The following is a 16,603-nucleotide window of genomic DNA, read 5'->3' on the forward strand; positions in this document are numbered from 1 at the left end:
TGGGCGTGCGGGCGGGGGCGGCGATGAGGCGGGCTGGTCGGTGATCCACTTTCCGGCCATCCGCAGGGGGCCGCTGCGGGCACTGGGTCAGCGGCTGGCCGCCGCGATCGGCCTCGTGCTGCTGATCGTCGCGGTGGTCTATTTCGACCGCGACGGCTACCGGGACCTCAACGAGGACGGCATCACCCTCCTCGACTCCTTCTACTACGCGGTGGTCTCGCTCTCCACCACCGGATACGGCGACATCACACCGGTGACGCAGGGCGCCCGACTGATCAACGTCCTCGTGATCACCCCGGCCCGGGTGCTCTTCCTGATCATCCTGGTCGGCACCACCCTGGAAGTCCTGACCGAGCAGTACCGCACCAACCTCCGCTTGACGCGGTGGAGGAGACAAGTGAAGAACCACGTCATCATCTGCGGCTACGGCACCAAGGGCCGGAGCGCGATCTCCGCACTGCTCGAAACCGGCTTCGACAAGCAGCGGATCCTCGTCGTCGAACGAAATCCGGCGGCGGTCCGGCAGGCCACCTCTGCCGGACTCGTGGTGGTCGAGGGGAGCGCCACCCGGTCGTCGACGCTGAACGAGGCACACGTCCGGCACGCCAAGTCGGTGATCATCGCAACCGACAGCGACGAGGTCTCCGTACTGGTCACGCTTACCGTACGGCAGCTCACCGCCGGCCAGGTCCGGATCATCGCCGCCGCCCGGGAGGCGGAGAACGCCCCGCTGCTGCGACAGAGCGGGGCGCACCACGTCATCGTCTCGTCGGCGACCGCCGGCCGGCTGCTCGGGGTCTCCACCTCGGCACCGCCGCTGATCGACGTCGTCGAGGACCTGCTCACCCCCGGCCAGGGCATGGCGCTGGCGATGCGCTCGGCCACCCGGGACGAGGTAGGGGTCTCGCCGCGCAGCCTGGAGGCACTCGTCATTGCGCTGGTCCGGCGCGGCAAGGTGGTCTCGCTCTCCGACCAGGCCGCCACCGCCATCGAGACCGGCGACATGCTGGTGTACGTCCGCGACGACCGCAGCGGCAGCGGCAACGCCCCCGCCGCCGACCAGGCCCGCTGAGCAGCCCTGGACGGCGACGTCCCGAGGTGTCGGCTTCGCGTCTCCGCCGTCTTCCCCGAGTGAGACGCGGGTTAGAGGATCGTCCAGGTGTCGCCGCTGTTCAGCAGGCCGGCGAGCTGCTCCTCCGGAGTGCCGGTGCTCTTCGCCCGGGCCGCGTCGAGCTGCCCCTGGACCACACCGTCGTAGCTGGGCCGGTCGACATTGCGGAAGATCCCGATCGGGGTGTTGCGCAGGGCGAAGCCGGGCAGCCGGGAGAGCGCGAAAGCGTACGCCGGCTCGCTGACCGTGGCGTCGTGCACCACGATCTCGTCGGCCGGCACCGAGGCGGTCTCGCGTACCTCCAGACCGAATCCGCCCGGCGGGTGGACCACGCAGAACTGCCCCTGCGAGCCGAAGGTGATCGGCTGACCGTGCTCCAGCCGGATCAGGTAGTCGTCCCGGGTGGCCGGCTCCTTCAGCTCCTCGAAGGCGCCGTCGTTGAAGATGTTGCAGTTCTGGTAGATCTCCACGAACGCCGAACCCTGGTGCTCGGCGGCGGCCCGCAGCACCGACTGGAGGTGCTTGCGGTCCGAGTCGATGGTCCGGGCCACGAAGGTCGCCTCGGCACCGAGCGCCAGCGAGAGCGGGTTGAACGGCGCGTCCGCCGAACCGACCGGAGTCGACTTGGTGATCTTGCCGACCTCGGAGGTCGGTGAATACTGACCCTTGGTCAGCCCGTAGATCCGGTTGTTGAAGAGCAGGATCTTCAGGTTGACGTTCCGGCGCAGCGCGTGGATCAGGTGGTTGCCGCCGATCGACAGCGCGTCGCCGTCACCGGTGACCACCCAGACCGACAGGTCCGGCCGGGACACCGACAGCCCGGTGGCGATCGCCGGGGCGCGGCCGTGGATCGAGTGCATCCCGTACGTGTTCATGTAGTACGGGAAGCGCGACGAGCAGCCGATCCCGGAGACGAAGACGGTCCGCTCCCGGGGAATCCGCAGCTCCGGCATGAACGACTGGACCGCGGCGAGGATCGCGTAGTCGCCGCAGCCGGGGCACCAGCGCACCTCCTGGTCGGACTTGAAGTCCTTGGTGGTGAGCTTCAGGGCGACGGGCTCAGGCATTCTTCACGACCTCTTCCAGCATGGTCTCCAGCTCGGTGGCGGTGAACGGCAGCCCCCGGACCTGGTTGTATCCGATCGCGTCGACCAGGTAACGGGCCCGGACCACGTGGGCGAGCTGGCCCAGGTTCATCTCCGGGATAACCACCTTGTCGTAGCGGCCCAGCACCTCGCCGAGGTTGCCCGGCAGCGGCGCCAGGTGCCGCAGGTGCGCCTGGGCCACCGGCAGGCCGCGCTGGCGCAGCCCACGGCAGGCGGCGCCGATCGGGCCGTACGTCGAGCCCCAGCCGAGCACCAGCACCCGGGCGTCCGAGTCCACGCCGTTAGGTGACCCGGTCTCCACCTCGACGTCCGGCACCTCGATCGCCTCGATCCGGGCCGCCCTGGTCCGCACCATGAAGTCGTGGTTCGCCGGGTCGTACGAGATGTCACCGGTCTTGTCGGCCTTCTCCAGCCCGCCGATCCGGTGCTCCAGCCCCGGCGTGCCGGGGATCGCCCACGGCCGGGCCAGCGTCGCCGGGTCGCGCAGGTAGGGCAGGAACGTCTTGCCGTCCTCGCCGTTCGGCTCGGTGGCGAAGTCGACCCGCAGGTCCGGCAGCGACTCGACGTCCGGCAGCAGCCACGGCTCGGAGCCGTTCGCCACGTAGTTGTCCGAGAGCAGGATCACCGGGGTGCGGTAGGTCAGCGCGATCCGGGCCGCCTCCAGGGCGGCGAAGAAGCAGTCCGACGGCGAGCGGGGCGCGACGACGGCGACCGGCGCCTCGCCGTGCCGGCCGTACAGCGCCATGTTCAGGTCGGCCTGCTCGGTCTTGGTCGGCATCCCGGTGGACGGGCCGGCCCGCTGCACGTCGACGATCACCAGCGGCAGCTCCAGGGCCACCGCCAGGGAAATCGTCTCGCCCTTCAGTGCCACGCCCGGACCGGAGGTGGTGGTGACGCCGAGCGCACCGCCGTACGACGCGCCGAGTGCCGCCCCGATCGCCGCGATCTCGTCCTCGGCCTGCATCGTGGTCACGCCGAACCGCTTGTGCTTGCTCAGCTCGTGCAGGATGTCCGAGGCCGGGGTGATCGGGTACGCCCCGAGGAAGACCGGCAGCCCGGAGCGGACACCGGCGGCGACCAGCCCGAGCGACAGCGCCGCGTTGCCGGTGATGTTGCGGTAGGTCCCCGGGTTCATCTTCGCCGGCTTGACCTCGTAGCGGACCGCGAAGTCCTCGGTCGTCTCGCCGAAGTTCCAGCCGGCCCGGAAGGCGGCGGTGTTCGCCGCGACCAACTCCGGCCGGGCCGCGAACTTGCGCTCCAGGAACCGGATCGTCGACTCGTACGGCCGGGAGTACATCCAGGAGAGCAGGCCGAGCGCGAACATGTTCTTGGCCCGCTCGGCGTCCTTCTTCGAGACGTCGTGCTCGGCCAGCGCCCCGACGGTCATCGAGGTGAGCGCGACCGGGTGCAGCACGTAGCCGTCCAGCGAGCCGTCGTCGAGCGGGCTCACCTGGTAGCCCACCTTGGCCAGGTTGCGCCGGGTGAACTCGTCGGTGTTGACGATGATGTCGGCGCCCCGCGGCAGGTCGGCGAGGTTGGCCTTGAGCGCCGCCGGGTTCATCGCGACGAGGACGTTCGGCGCGTCGCCCGGGGTGAGGATGTCGTAGTCCGCGAAGTGCACCTGGAAGCTCGACACTCCGGGCAGGGTGCCGGCGGGGGCGCGGATCTCCGCGGGGAAGTTCGGCAGCGTCGAGATGTCGTTGCCCAGTTGAGCGGTCTCCGAGGTGAATCGGTCGCCGGTGAGCTGCATCCCGTCGCCGGAGTCGCCGGCGAACCGGATGACCACCCGATCCAGTTGCTGGACCTGCTTGCTCACTGCTGCACCTCGCTTCGCTCGGCCCGGTGCGACGGGCTGAGCTCAGGGGTGACCTCGCCGTGCTCGGTCACGTGTCCTCCTTGAGCGGCGGTGGCGGGATGGCGGTGGTGTGGGCCGGCCCGCTCCAGTCCTTCACCGCAGAGCCTACGTCGGTGGTTAGGTGATCCTTCCCCAAGGTCCGTCACATGGGACGCGGGAATGGCGGCATTGCGCCGCTTTCGTCCGAGCCCGGCAGCGGTGTCGTTATCCAGATCACCAGAGCCCGGACTGCGAATTCCACGCCGGTGCTGACCCGGCACCGGACGGTAGGCTGCGACACATGACCGGATACCTGGGGTCGTACGCGACGCTGGGGTTGCTGCTGCTCGCCAGCGTACTGGTCTTCGTCGGGGCGTTCGGCGCCAATCGGGTGCTCCGGCCGGCCCGCCCCGCCGACCCGCCCGGCAAGCGGACCAGTTACGAGTGCGGGCTGGACCCGGTCGGCAGCGACTGGGCGCAGATGCAGATCCGCTACTACGTCTACGCCTACCTCTACGTCCTCTTCGCGGTCGAGGCGGTCTTCCTCTTCCCCTGGGCGGTGGTCTTCGACCGGCCCGGATTCGGCCTGGTCACGGTGGTCGAGATGGCGATCTTCGTCGCCGTGCTCGCGCTGGGCATCCTCTACGCCTGGCGGAAGAACATCCTCCGCTGGACCCGGTAGCGAGGCTCAGGCCAGCCCGCGCCGGGACAGTGCCGGGGGGCGGTCGCCCCGGATCGACGCGACCATGTCCAGCACCCGCCGGGTCGGACGTACCTGGTGGGCCCGGAACACCCGGGCACCCAGCCAGGCGCAGACGGCGGTCGCCGCCAGCGTGCCCTCCAGCCGCTCCTGCACCGGCAGGTCGAGGGTCTCCCCGACGAAGTCCTTGTTGGAGACGGCCACCAGCACCGGCCAGCCGGTCCCGGTCAGCTCGGTCAGCCGCCGGGTTATCTCCAGCGAGTGCCGGGTGTTCTTGCCGAAGTCGTGCGCCGGGTCGATCAGGATGCCGTCCCGGCGAACCCCGAGCCGGACCGCCCGGTCGGCCAGCCCGACCACCGTGTCCCGCACGTCGCCCACCAGGTCGGCGAAGGCGGCCCGGTGCGGCCGGGTGCGCGGCGCCAGCCCGCCGGCGTGCGAGCAGACCAGACCCACCCCGGTCGCGGCGGCCACCTCGGCGAGCTGCGGGTCGGCACCGGACCAGGTGTCGTTGAGCAGGTCCGCCCCGGCCGCCACCGCCTCGACCGCGACCTCGGCCCGCCAGGTGTCGATCGAGATCACCACCTCCGGGAAGGCGGCCCGGACGGCGGCGATGGTGCCGACGGTACGGCGGATCTCCTCGGCCACGTCCACCTCGACCCCGGGGCCCGCCTTCACCCCACCGATGTCGACGATCTCCGCACCCTCGGTCACCGCCCGCTCGACAGCCCGCAGCGCGTTCCCGGCGGCGAAGGTCGCGCCCCGGTCGAAGAACGAGTCAGGGGTACGGTTCACGATCGCCATCACGGCGAGGTCGCCGGGCGCGAACGTACGCCGCCCCAGTCGAAGCGCGTCCGCCATCAACTCCTCCTCGCCCAGCTCTCCGCGCTGATCACGCTAGTCGGCGCCGGACCGGCGTACCCGTGCGGGAGCCGGCGCCGGTCGCCCGCCCGGGGCGGGCCGGCGGGCCGCCGGAGCGCGGGCCAGGAGGCTCCGACGGCGGGTGCCCGCCGGGCAGGGTTTCACGTCTGTCGAAGAATGACCGGGGTGGCGGGGTCGCTCGGCCCGGCTCGCCATGCCACCATCGGCGGATGGGTCAGGTTCTGCTCCTCTTGGTCGTGGCGCTGACCGTCGCCGCGGTGGTCTTCGGGGTGACGGTGTTGGTGACCGGCTCCGACTCGGGGCTGGGCACCGCCGAGCCGGACGGTCGGTCGCTGCCGCTGCCCGGAAACCGGCCGCTGCTGGAGACCGACGTCGGGCAGGTCCGGTTCGACCTGGCGCTGCGGGGCTACCGGATGGCCCAGGTCGACCAGGCGCTGCGCCGTACCGCCTACGACATCGGTTACAAGGACGAGCTGATCGGGGTGCTCCAGGCGGAGGTCACCGCGCTGCGGGAGGGGCGGCTGGACGACGCCGAGGTGCTGCGCCGGGCCCGCGAGGCGGCTCTGGCGCCGGTCGGGGTGGGTGCGGCCGGGCCGGTCGACGGCCTTTCGGCCCGTACCCTGACCGCCGAGGCGGCGAGCGGTGGGATGGGTGTGCACTCGTCGCCCGTACCGTCGGTCGGCAGCCCGGCCAAGGCCGCCGACGGCGGTACGAACGGCTCCGCCGGTGGCTCCGGCCCGGCCCAACCCGCCCCCCGGGTCGAGGTCCCGCCGACCGCTTCCGGTACAGCGCCCACCGACCAGCGCGAGTCCACCGACCGGCGCGAGTCCACCGACCGGCCGGAGTCCCCCGACCGGCCCGAGTCCACCGACCGGCCCGAGTCCACCGACCGGCGCGAGTCCACCGACCGGCCCGGGGGCGGCGCCAGGGGCGAAGGCACCGACCGGCCCGCGTCCGCCGAACGGGGCGAGGTCAACGCCGGGGGTGGAGCCACCGCCCGGACCCGCGGGTCGGTGATCGAAGCCGAGGACGGCGGCCTGAGCGAGGCCACCACACCGGTCCGGCCGGTTGCCGGGACCGGCCCGGGGGGACCGGCAGGCGGAGCCGGCGACGCCCGGCCGAGCGGAGCGACCACGACCGACGAGCCAGCCGAGCCGGGCGACGGCGCCCCAGCCGCCGAAAGGTCCGCCGAGCCGGCGGCCGAGGCGTCGAGCCCGCCGAGCACGCCGGGCCAGCGGCCGACGCGGTCGGGCGGAACGGCCGGGTCGAGCGGACCGGCGGAGCAGCCGGAGCGGGCATGAGCGCCGCTGACCCCGGCGGCGGTGCGGATCCGGACGGCACCGAGGGACTGCGGGCGGCGGCCCAGCCGGGCGCCGGGGAGGTCACCGCGACGGTGATCGTCGCGGCACCGGCACCCCGGGTCTTCGCCGCGCTGACCGCCTGGGAACGCCAGGGGGAGTGGATCCCGTTCACCCGGGTCCGCCTGGTCGAGGGCGACGGCGGGGAGGGCAGCCTCGTGGAGGCGGTCACCGCGGTCGGGCCGGCCGTGCTCCGCGACGAGATGCGGGTGGTCCGGGTGGACGCGCCGTACGAGGTCCGCGTGGTGCACTGCGGAAGCCTGCTGCGCGGTCCCGGGGTGCTCCGCTGCACCCAGATGGCCGAGGATCGGACCCAGGTGGTCTGGCACGAGTGGTTCCATCTGCCCGGTGGCCCGGCCGGCCGGGTGGCCTGGCCGCTGCTCTGGCCCGGCTCCAAGTTCAGCCTCACCCAGGCGCTGAAACGGTTCGCCCGACTGGTCGAGCGCGGTCAACTGCCCTGAGCACTGTCGGCCTGGGCCTGGGCCTGGGCCTGGGCCTGGGCACTGTCGGCCGGACGAGCGGGTGGTGGTCCCGGTCACCGGCAGGTTGTCGGGCGGTTGGCCTACCGTTGTTGCCGTGACTGATCTGGTGACCGGTGTCGACGGGCTGGCCCGCTGCCGCTGGGGGGCGAGCACCCCCGACTATGCCGTCTACCACGACGAGGAGTGGGGCCGGCCCCTACACGGCGACGACGCGCTCTACGAGCGGCTGACCCTGGAGGCGTTCCAGTCCGGGCTCTCCTGGCTGACCATCCTGCGGAAGCGGCCGGCGTTCCGGCTCGCCTTCGACGGGTTCCATCTGGAGACCGTCGCCGGTTACGACGACGCGGACGTCGCGCGGCTGATGGCCGACGCCGGGATCGTGCGTAACCGGGCCAAGATCGACGCTGCCATCGCGAACGCGCGGGCCGCCCTCGACCTGCCGGCCGGGCTGGCCGCGCTGCTCTGGTCGTTCGCCCCGGCCGCCCGGGAGAGCCGGCCCCGGTCCTTCGCCGAGGTGCCGGCGACCACCCCCGAGTCGACGGCGATGGCCAAGGCGCTCCGCCGGCACGGCTTCCGGTTCGTCGGCCCCACCACGGCGTACGCGCTGATGCAGGCCACCGGCATGGTCGACGACCACCTCGCCGGTTGCCACGTGCAGCAGGCCACCGCCGCCGTGATGGGATAGCGGCATGAGTGCAGCGGGTCCGGCCCGGACGTGGGCAGTCGTCATTCCCGGCGAGCGCTACGAGGCCGAGCGGCTCTTCCACCACGAGACCCTGGAGCTCACCGGCGGCAACGGTGGACCCCGGCCCGGTCCCGGTGACCCGGTGCTGGTGGTCCGCGACGAGCAGCCGCCCCTGGTGGTGGCCCTCGGCCGGGTCGTCGCCGCCGAGGGGGTGCGGGAGCGGGACCCGGACGACCCGCAGTCCGAGCCGGGTGAGGCGGGTGCGCTCGCGGTGACGTACACCCGGCAGGTCTTCGAGGCGCCGGTGCCGGCGGACATCCTCGCCCTCGCCGGCCCGGTCACCCCGGTCGACCCGGCCGTCTACCAGGAGCTGGCCGGGCGGGTCGGCCCGGCGCCGGATCGCCGGAACTACCTGGTCAGCCTGGACCTGCCGATCGAGGCCGGGTCACCGGCCGAGGCGGTCCGGCTGTTCTGGGCGTACGTGCAGGAGCTGGGCCCGCGCGAGCTGCCGGCGTTCGTCGCGCCGTCGGACGACGAGCTGGCGATGCAGGCGTTCGTGCTCGGCGCCGAGGCCAACCAGGATCCGGAGGAAGACGAGGACTGAGCCGCCCGCCCTCGGCCCGGCTGCGACGGCCCGCCCTCGGCCCGGCTGCGACGGCCCGCCCTCGTCGGCCCGGCTGCGACGGCCCTCGCTCGGCCGGGGGGTGTCCGCCGGTCAGCTCAGCACGCCGGAAAGTCGCCCCTGCCAGCCGGCGAGCACCTGTTCCGGGTCGGTGTCGAGGACCCGTTCCAGCAGCGTGGCGTAGACGTCCCGGAAGTCGGTGGTGAACTTCAGGTCGCCGTCGTCCAGGTCGGTCAGGCTCGGCGGCTCGCCGTGCAGGCCGCCACGTACTCCGGCGCCGAGCAGGAAGACGTCCGAGGCGGTGCCGTGGTCGGTGCCGTCCGAGGCGTTCGCCCGCACCCGCCGGCCGAACTCCGAGTAGACCGCCACCACCACCCTGCGCCCGGCATCGGTGCCGGCCATCCGGTCGACGAAGCCGGTCAGCGCCTTGTCGACCTGGCCGAGCAGCACCGCCTGGAGCTGCTTCTCGTCGGCGTGCGTGTCGAAGCCGCCCAGCGAGACCGAGAAGACCCGACTCGACACCCCGGCCTCGACGCACTGCGCCACCAGGTCGAGCTGGGCGGCGAGCGAACTGCGCGCCCCGCCGGTGGCGGTCGCCGCCGGCTGGTCGTCGCTCCCGCCGTCGTGCGCCTCCTCGGCCGCTGCCGCGTCGCGTACCTCGGTGATCATCGCGTCGACGGCGCGCAGGTCGGCGAAGCAGGCGGCGGCCCGAGCCTGGCCGGCCGGTTCACCTGGCTCGGCCACCGCGAGCTTGGCCAGCGTCGGGTCGCCGACCGGGCGCCGGGCCTTCCGTTCGGTGACCGGTACGGCGGCACCCGCGCTGCGGGCACCGGCGAGTAGCGGCGGCAGGGTCGGCTCGAAGGAGACCGCGAGCCGAGGGTCCCCACCGGCCCCGTCCAGCCAGCGGCCCAGCCAGCCGGTGTGCTCCGGCCGGTCTGGACGGGCGGTCTGCCAGATGTCCATCGAGCGGAAGTGGCTGCGGTCGGGTGTCGGATACCCGACACCGCGTACGACGGCGAGCCGGTCTTCGCCGTAGAGGCGGTGCAGCCCGGCCAGTGCCGGGTTCAGGCCCACCCGGTCGTCCAGCCGCTTCACCTCGTCCGCCGAGTACGCCAGCTCTGGGCGGGCGTCCTGGTAGGCCGGATCGGCGTACGGGACGACGGTGTTCAGGCCGTCGTTGCCGCCGTACAGGGCGACCAGGACCAGGGTACGGGCCTCCGGGTCCCGGTCACCGGCCGTGTCGAACAGGTCGGACAGGCCGTACGCCGTGGCTCCGGCCGCCAGCGCGCCCGCTCCGGCGACGCCACTGGCGACCAGGAACCTGCGTCGGGTGAGGATGTCCATCCGCTCGTCTCCTCCGTGTCCTCGGTCCTCGGTTCTCATCGATGTCGGTGTGGCCGTCGGTCGTCGGTCGCCCGGCCAGTGGCCCTCGGCCAGCGGTTCTCGGCCCTCGGCCAGCGGCCGAGAACCGCTGCTGGTCAGCTGACGGTGTACTCGGGGCTGACCAGCCCGGCGACCAGCAGCCGGCGTGGGTCGTCGGCCATCGGGGTCAGGGCGGCCAGGGTCCGGGGCGTCCACCGGTCCACCACCAGCAGCCGGGCCAGCGCCTCCGGCCGCTCCGTGCGGGCGGTGCCGGCGAGCCGCCGGGTCACCTCCGGAGCCGCCGCCCCGGCCAGCAGCGCGGCCAGCCGCATCCGGGACTGCAACGACGAGGTCGTCAACCAGGCCGGTCCGGCCGGCCAGCCGCCGACGCTCGGCGGTCGCAGCGGCACCTGGTCCATCCCGGCCAGCCGGTTGGTCAGCTCCCGGCGCTGCTGCTCGGCGAGCCGGCCTGGCCGGATGCCGAGCTGGCGCATCGCACCGACCGCCCACTCCACCGGCTGCTTCACCAGGCCACCCCGGGTCTGCCCGAACTCCGGCCGGCGCAACAGCGCCCGGAGCAGCTCGCCGGTGCTGCCGGCAGCAGCGTCCAGCGTCGGCACGTCGGTGCCGGCGAACCGGGCCCAGAGCCGGGCCGCGACGAAAGCGCCGGCCTCGGGCCGGCCGGCCAGCAGCCGGGCGTACTCCTCGGCGTCGAACGCCGCCGTCCGGCCCAGGATCGTCTTCTCGGCCGGATCGTGCCGGCGCCGGACGAACCGCGCCGCGCCGGTACGCCGGTCCACCTGCCATCCGGTCAGCGCCCGCGCCCCCGCCTTCACGTCCGCCTCGGTGTACTGCCCGATGCCGAGAGTGAACAGCTCCATCAGCTCCCGGGCCAGGTTCTCGTTCGGGGCGGTGCGGGTGTTCTTCTGCCCGTCCAGCCAGAGGATCAGCGCCGGATCCCGGACCATCGCCAGGACCAGGGCCTCGAACGGCCCCCGGCCGTACCGCCGGAAGGTGTCAAGCTGTCCGAGCATGAGCTGGGCGGAGCGCACCTTGCGGACGCTCGTCGCCCAGTGCCCGTGCCAGAAGAAGACCAGCTTCTCGGTGAGCTGGTGCTCGGCGGCGACCATCCGGTCCAGCCACCACTCGACCAGCACGCGCACCTGCTCGGCCCGTTCCTTGCGGGCCTGCTGCCGCTGCTCCCGGCTGGACTCCTTGGTGATCGCGGCGTAGGGGTCGGTGCCGAGGTCCGGCACCGGGGTGGCCGCCGCGCCGGGGTCCGACCCGACCGGGCTGAGCAGCCGGTCCAGTGTGGCCGCCGCCCCGGTACGTCCGGCCGCCTCCACCTCGGCGGCGGTCGGCCCGAAGGTGGCGCGGCGCAGCAGATGTACGACGTCGTCCCGATCGACCATGCGGCCGACCCTAGGCCGGCAATGTACGGATCCGGTAAGCCCGGGGATCGAACCAGATCTGCGTCACGAACCAGATCTGCATCAGCGGCCGTCGAAGGTCGGCCGTTGCTTCGCCACGAACGCGGCGGTGGCGGCCCGGTGGTCGTTGGTGGCGCCGCAGATCGCCTGTGCCTGTGCCTCGGCGGCCAGCGCCTCGGAGAGGGTGCCGGCGTCGCCGACCGAGAGCTGTCGCTTGATCGCCCCGTACGCCACCGTCGGTCCGGCGGCCAGTCGGGCGGCCAGCTCCTGCGCGGTGTCCAACACCCGCTCGTCGTCGACCAGCCGGTTCAGCAGCCCGAGCCGGTACGCCTCGTCGGCGGGTACCGGTTCGGCGAGCATCAGCAGCTCCACCGCCTTGGCGTGCCCGACGAGCCGGGGCAGCGACCAGGACGCGCCGGTGTCGGCGGCCAGCCCGACCTTGGCGAAGGCGAGCAGGAAACTCGTGCCGGGGCCGCCGATCCGGAAGTCGGCGAGGAAGGCGAGCGAGGCTCCGGCGCCGGCCGCCATGCCGCGTACCGCCGCGATCACCGGCTTGGGCAGGCTGGCCAGCCGGGCGGCGATCGGGTTGTAGTGCACCCGGACCGTGCCGAGCGGGTCGGCGCTGCCCGCGGTCAGCGTGGCGGCGTGTTCCCGCAGGTCCTGGCCGGCGCAGAAGGCCGAGCCGGCGCCCGCGAGCACCACCGCGCGGCAGGAGCGGTCGTGCTCCAGCTCGGCCAGGGTGTCCCGCAGTGCCTCCTTCAGCGCCACGTCCAGCGAGTTCATCGCGGCCGGCCGGTTGAGGGTCAGCGTGACCACGGCGTCGGAGCGGTCGATCAGCAACGGCTCGGGCGCCGGATTCCGCTCAACCTCCCCCTGCGGTCCGGCGGACTGCCGCAGGGCCGGACGGGGTGCCTCGGCGCCACCCGGTTCAGGTTGAGAACGGCTCACGGTTGACCCTTCTGTCGGGCGGTCGGGACGAAACCCGCGGTCGGCGCGGTGCCGGCGGTCGGGGCGGAACCGGCGGTGCGGGCGGGAACGGCGGTCCGGGTGGAACCGGCGACCCGGGCGGAACCGTCGAGGCAGTGCTCGACGAAGCGGTCGGCGGCCGGGCGCAGCCGCGCGGCATGCCGGTCGAAGAAGGCCGCCGCACTGGTCCCCGGCCACCGTTCGGGCAGCAGCGCGGGAGGTAGTTGCGGGTCCCGGAAGAGGAAGTTACGCCATGCGTGCACGAGCCCGAACCGGGCGGCGTACGCGTCCTCGTCGCAACTGCGTACGGTCACCGAGGCGAGCAGCGGCCGCTGCGCGGCGACGAACTCCTGGTACGCGTTGGCGATCTCGTCGAGGTCCCAGGCCCGCCGGACCACCCCCATCGCGCCCGGCGTGCCCGCGGTGTGCGCGGCGGTAAACCGCTCGTAGCGCACCCCGGCCTCGGTCAGCAGGGCGTCCACGTCCTCGCCGGGCCGGGTGGCGACCCAGGTCGCCTCGTCGAGCATGCCGTAGCCCAGATAGCTCAGGTTGGCGGCGAGACGTTGCCGGTCCCGCCGGTTCGTGCCGGTTTCGAGCACGATCAGATCGAATCGACCGTCCCACCCGATCTTGCCGGTGCGGTAGATCCGGGCAGCCGCCTCGTCCAGCCGCCGGGCCGCTCTCGGGGTGAGCAGATAGCCGGGTCCGGCGGCCAGCCGGAGCGGGTGCAGCCAGCCCTGCCGGACCATCCGGGAGACTGCGGTGCGGACCGCGGGTGCGGCGATGCCGAGCGGGGATAATAGTCTGACCAGCGCGGACACCGGTGCGCGCCCACCCCGGGAGCGGAGGTAGTCGCCGTACAGGTCGAAGAGAGCCGACCGTGCCTGCATGACCGCACATTGTGACACCCCTTCTCAAGATAAGCTAGATGCTGTTACATCAACGCTGGTTCGGTTTGGGTCCGGCGGTGTTCATCAGGGAAAATCGTTGGTCGGCACCGCGGCCTTGGGCGGTGATGCTGACCAAGCGGTGATGCTGACCAAATGGATGTGGGGCAACCCACCGACCCTGATGAAGGTCTGAGGGGAGACAAGATGGCGGCGATGAAGCCGCGGACGGGCGACGGTCCGCTGGAAGTCACCAAGGAGGGCCGGGGCATCGTCATGCGGGTTCCGCTGGAGGGTGGTGGCCGGCTCGTCGTCGAGATGACTCCCGACGAGGCCAACGCGCTCGGTGACGCGCTGAAGGCCGCCGCCGGCTAAGTGAACGCCGACGCCGCCGGACGGTACGTCCCGTCCGGCGGGGTTTCTCACCCCGGGCCACCGGCACTGCCGGTGGCCCGGGGTCGTGCTGCCGGGGCGGGGTAGGTTGCTCCCGTCCAACCAAGATCGCTCGGAGGTTACGTCGGCGTGCTGTCGATCCGTCTGGTAGTCGACCCCACCGGGCTCGACACCCTGGCCCTGCCGGTCGCACCCGTGGCGGCACCGGAGCACTCCGCCGGTGAGGCGTCGGAGCCGGCGGCGCCGGAGCGGCCCGCCGGTGCGACGTCCGAGGTGGCGGCACCGGAGCGGTCCGCCGAGGGTGCCGAGCCGGTCGGCCGGCTGGTGCCGATCTCGCTCGCGCTGCCAGACGGGCTGGCCGCCGAGGCGGGCGCGCTGCTGAGCTACCTCGACCAACCCGGGCGGGCGGGCGCGCTGCACCGGTCGATCCGGCCGGCCGGCGAGCCGAGCCGGCTGCTGCTGGCCGGTGTGGGTGCCGGCGACGAGGCGGGCTGGCGGTCCGCCGGGGCGGCCGTGGTCCGGGCGGCCACACGTGAGAGTTCGATCACGATAGCGATCCCGGTCGATGTCGATCCGGGGGTGGTGCGCGGGCTCGCCGAGGGGATCTGGCTGGCGTCGTACCGGTTCCGGATGCCCGGCGCCGATCCGGCCGCCGCCGACCCACCCGCGCTGACCGAGGTGCTGCTCGCGGTCGCCGACCCCGAGCCCTACCGGGCGGCCCTGGAGACCGCCCGGGTGGTCGCCGAGGCGACCCGGTTCGCCCGGGACCTGACCAACATGCCGTCCTCGGTGAAGAGCCCGGCCTGGTTCGCCGACCGGGTGGTCGAGGCGGCCGCCGGGCGGGCCGGGCTGACCGTCGAGGTACGCGAGCCGGACCGGCTCGCCGCCGAGGGGTTCGGCGGGATCCTCGCCGTCGGCGGGGGATCGGCGCAGGGACCCCGGCTGGTCGAGCTGAGCTGGCGACCCGAGGGCGCGCAGCGGCACGTGGTACTCGTCGGCAAGGGGATCACCTTCGACACCGGCGGCATCTCGATCAAGGTGCGCGAGGGCATGAAGCTGATGCGCAAGGACATGGGCGGGGCCGCGGCCGTGGTCGCCGCCGTCCTCGGCGCCGCCGCGCTCGGGCTGCCGGTCCGGGTCACCGCGCTCGCCCCGCTCGCCGAGAACATGGTCAGCGGCTCGGCGTACCGGCCGGGTGACGTGGTACGGCACTACAACGGTCTGACCAGCGAGAGCACCAACACCGACGCCGAGGGCCGGCTGGTACTCGCCGACGCCCTCGGCTACGCCGTACGCCGGCTCGCACCGGACCTGCTGGTCGACCTCGCCACGCTGACCGGGGCCAACGCGGTCGCGCTCGGCAAGCGGACCGCCGCCCTATACAGCGACGCCGACGAGCTGGCCGAGGAGGTGCTGGCAGCCGCCGAGGCGGCCGGCGAGCGGGCCTGGCGGATGCCGCTGGTGGCCGACTACGCCGACTACCTCGGCAGCGAGATCGCCGACCTGTACAGCGCCCCGGACCAGGGTGCCGGGTCGGTCACCGCCGCGCTCTACCTCCGCGAGTTCGCCGGTGAGCTGCGCGACCGCTGGGTGCACGTGGACATGTCGGCGCCGTCCTGGGCCGACGGCAACGACGGCGAACTGGTCAAGGGCGCGACCGGTTGGGGCGTACGCACCCTGCTGCGCTGGCTCGCCGAGCCGCGATAGCCCGCTGCCGCGGTTGGGAGGCGGGCGGGTCGGGCGGGGTCGGGAGTGGCCGGGTCGGCTCGGCCGGCGGCCGGTGCGGTCAGCGCTTGACCGCGACCAGCAGCCCCTCGCCGGTGGGCAGCAGCGCCGGCGTCCAGTCCTCGGACTCGCGGACGGCCTTGACGACATCCCGGACCGTCACCGTCTGCACGTCCCGGGCGGCCGGGTCGCCGATCCGGCCGGCGGCCAGCATGCCGTGCAGCGCGAGTACCCCGCCGGGGCGGAGCAGCCGCAGCGCCGCCTCGACACAGGCGCTGTACTCCGCGACGTCCGAGTCGACGAAGATCAGGTCGTAGACCCCGTCGGCGAGCCGGGGCAGCACGTCCAGCGCCCGGCCGGTGATGATCCGGGTACGCCCGGAGGCGAAGCCGGCCTCCTGGAAGATCCGTCGGGCGATCCGCTGGTGCTCGGTCTCCACGTCGATCGTGGTCAGGATGCCGTCGGGGCGCATGCCGCGCAGCAGCCAGAGTCCGCTGACCCCGGTACCGGTGCCGATCTCGACGACCGCCCGGGCGCTGCCGGCGGCGGCCAGCAGCCGCAGCGTGGCACCGGTACCCGGCGTCACGGCGTCGAGACCGACCTCGGTGGCGAGGCTGCGGGCGGTACGCAGGACCAGGTCCTCGGCGACGTACGCTTCGGCGAACTGGAGTGCTTGGGCGGTCGTCGCGCTGACGGACCGGGCGACCGTGGCGATGGGGCACCTCCGGGCGGCAAGGGACTCGACTGGGCTGGAACTCGGGCGGTCGTACGTCTCGGGCGGGTGTGCGGGATTTCCTCGGGCGGAGCTTGCGGACGGCGGCTTCGCGGGGCGACGGTGGAACGGCGGGCGGAACGAACGCGGGCGGAACGGCGAGCGGGTGCGGCAGTGGAGCGGGTGGAACGGCGAGCGGGGTGCGGACGTGGACCGGGGCGGGGTGCGGGTATGAGCCTAAGGGTGGCGGTACGTGATCGGCAGGCGCGCACCTGGCCCGGCGTCGTCGCCTCGGGCCAGCCCTCGGGCCAGCCCTCGTCCCAACCGATGACCGGTATTCGGCCATCCGTG

16 protein-coding genes and 2 pseudogenes are annotated in these 16,603 nt (G+C 73.2%); 10 read left to right on the top strand and 8 right to left on the bottom strand.

Going from position 1 to position 16,603, the window contains the following annotated elements:
- Positions 1 to 40 precede the first annotated feature (40 nt).
- Entirely contained in the window at positions 41 to 1,072 is a 1,032-nt protein-coding gene (locus O7626_RS38240) for a potassium channel family protein (protein WP_278065798.1), read from the top strand.
- Between the two features lie 71 nt (positions 1,073 to 1,143).
- On the opposite strand, the gene O7626_RS38245 is transcribed toward O7626_RS38240, so the two are convergent.
- Both O7626_RS38245 and O7626_RS38250 read right to left on the bottom strand, forming a co-directional pair.
- Positions 1,144 to 2,178, bottom strand: a complete 1,035-nt coding sequence (locus O7626_RS38245; RefSeq protein ID WP_278065799.1) for a 2-oxoacid:ferredoxin oxidoreductase subunit beta — start codon at positions 2,176 to 2,178, stop codon at positions 1,144 to 1,146.
- On the bottom strand, positions 2,171 to 4,033 hold the full coding sequence (locus O7626_RS38250) for a 2-oxoacid:acceptor oxidoreductase subunit alpha (protein WP_278065800.1): 1,863 nt from the start codon (positions 4,031 to 4,033) through the stop codon (positions 2,171 to 2,173). Before O7626_RS38250 ends, O7626_RS38245 begins: the two co-directional genes overlap by 8 nt.
- 319 nt (positions 4,034 to 4,352) lie before the next feature.
- On the opposite strand from O7626_RS38250, the gene ndhC reads away from it, so the two are divergent.
- Positions 4,353 to 4,733, top strand: coding sequence for an NADH-quinone oxidoreductase subunit A (ndhC, locus tag O7626_RS38255; RefSeq protein WP_278065801.1), 381 nt, complete (start codon positions 4,353 to 4,355; stop codon positions 4,731 to 4,733).
- A 6-nt stretch (positions 4,734 to 4,739) separates the two neighbouring features.
- Here ndhC and folP read toward each other — a convergent pair whose 3' ends face one another.
- Positions 4,740 to 5,609 (bottom strand): dihydropteroate synthase, encoded by an 870-nt coding sequence (folP, locus tag O7626_RS38260; protein ID WP_278065802.1) that lies wholly within the window; start codon positions 5,607 to 5,609, stop codon positions 4,740 to 4,742.
- 230 nt (positions 5,610 to 5,839) lie between these two features.
- Between folP and O7626_RS38265 the strand changes: the two are divergent.
- From O7626_RS38265 to O7626_RS38280, 4 genes and pseudogenes are all read left to right on the top strand, one after another.
- Positions 5,840 to 6,193: pseudogene (locus O7626_RS38265) on the top strand (DivIVA domain-containing protein); the annotation flags it as partial.
- A gap of 734 nt (positions 6,194 to 6,927) precedes the next feature.
- Entirely contained in the window at positions 6,928 to 7,449 is a 522-nt protein-coding gene (locus O7626_RS38270) for an SRPBCC family protein (protein ID WP_278065803.1), read from the top strand.
- Positions 7,450 to 7,564: 115 nt separating this feature from the next.
- On the top strand, positions 7,565 to 8,155 hold the full coding sequence (locus O7626_RS38275) for a DNA-3-methyladenine glycosylase I (RefSeq protein WP_278065804.1): 591 nt from the start codon (positions 7,565 to 7,567) through the stop codon (positions 8,153 to 8,155).
- 4 nt (positions 8,156 to 8,159) lie between these two features.
- On the top strand, positions 8,160 to 8,759 hold the full coding sequence (locus O7626_RS38280) for a hypothetical protein (RefSeq protein WP_278065805.1): 600 nt from the start codon (positions 8,160 to 8,162) through the stop codon (positions 8,757 to 8,759).
- Positions 8,760 to 8,870: 111 nt separating this feature from the next.
- On the opposite strand, the gene O7626_RS38285 is transcribed toward O7626_RS38280, so the two are convergent.
- The 4 genes and pseudogenes from O7626_RS38285 to O7626_RS38300 all read right to left on the bottom strand — a co-directional run.
- Positions 8,871 to 10,121 (bottom strand): DUF1501 domain-containing protein, encoded by a 1,251-nt coding sequence (locus tag O7626_RS38285; RefSeq protein WP_278065806.1) that lies wholly within the window; start codon positions 10,119 to 10,121, stop codon positions 8,871 to 8,873.
- A gap of 134 nt (positions 10,122 to 10,255) precedes the next feature.
- Positions 10,256 to 11,551, bottom strand: a complete 1,296-nt coding sequence (locus tag O7626_RS38290) for a DUF1800 domain-containing protein (RefSeq protein ID WP_278065807.1) — start codon at positions 11,549 to 11,551, stop codon at positions 10,256 to 10,258.
- Between the two features lie 81 nt (positions 11,552 to 11,632).
- A complete protein-coding gene (locus O7626_RS38295; RefSeq protein WP_278066509.1) occupies positions 11,633 to 12,466 on the bottom strand; it encodes an enoyl-CoA hydratase-related protein in 834 nt (277 codons plus the stop codon).
- Positions 12,467 to 12,642: 176 nt separating this feature from the next.
- Positions 12,643 to 13,425, bottom strand: a pseudogene (locus O7626_RS38300) (PaaX family transcriptional regulator C-terminal domain-containing protein); the annotation flags it as partial.
- Here O7626_RS38300 and O7626_RS38305 point away from each other — a divergent pair.
- The 3 genes from O7626_RS38305 (at position 13,424) to O7626_RS38315 (ending at position 15,522) form a co-directional block, all read left to right on the top strand.
- Positions 13,424 to 13,618, top strand: coding sequence for a hypothetical protein (locus O7626_RS38305; protein ID WP_278065808.1), 195 nt, complete (start codon positions 13,424 to 13,426; stop codon positions 13,616 to 13,618). The pseudogene O7626_RS38300 and the gene O7626_RS38305 sit on opposite strands and share 2 nt — an antisense overlap.
- 11 nt (positions 13,619 to 13,629) lie before the next feature.
- Complete coding sequence (locus tag O7626_RS38310) at positions 13,630 to 13,797, top strand: DUF3117 domain-containing protein (protein ID WP_007455245.1); 168 nt, start codon at positions 13,630 to 13,632, stop codon at positions 13,795 to 13,797.
- A 291-nt stretch (positions 13,798 to 14,088) separates the two neighbouring features.
- Entirely contained in the window at positions 14,089 to 15,522 is a 1,434-nt protein-coding gene (locus O7626_RS38315; RefSeq protein WP_278066510.1) for a leucyl aminopeptidase family protein, read from the top strand.
- A 79-nt stretch (positions 15,523 to 15,601) separates the two neighbouring features.
- Here O7626_RS38315 and O7626_RS38320 read toward each other — a convergent pair whose 3' ends face one another.
- Positions 15,602 to 16,177 carry an O-methyltransferase gene (locus tag O7626_RS38320; RefSeq protein ID WP_278066511.1) on the bottom strand — a complete coding sequence of 192 codons (576 nt, stop codon included), beginning with the start codon at positions 16,175 to 16,177 and terminating at the stop codon, positions 15,602 to 15,604.
- Between O7626_RS38320 and O7626_RS38325 the strand changes: the two genes are divergently transcribed.
- Positions 16,146 to 16,487 (top strand): hypothetical protein, encoded by a 342-nt coding sequence (locus tag O7626_RS38325; protein ID WP_278065809.1) that lies wholly within the window; start codon positions 16,146 to 16,148, stop codon positions 16,485 to 16,487. The genes O7626_RS38320 and O7626_RS38325 overlap by 32 nt on opposite strands.
- Positions 16,488 to 16,603 lie beyond the last annotated feature (116 nt).

Source organism: Micromonospora sp. WMMD1102 (assembly GCF_029626265.1).
GTDB lineage: Bacteria > Actinomycetota > Actinomycetes > Mycobacteriales > Micromonosporaceae > Plantactinospora.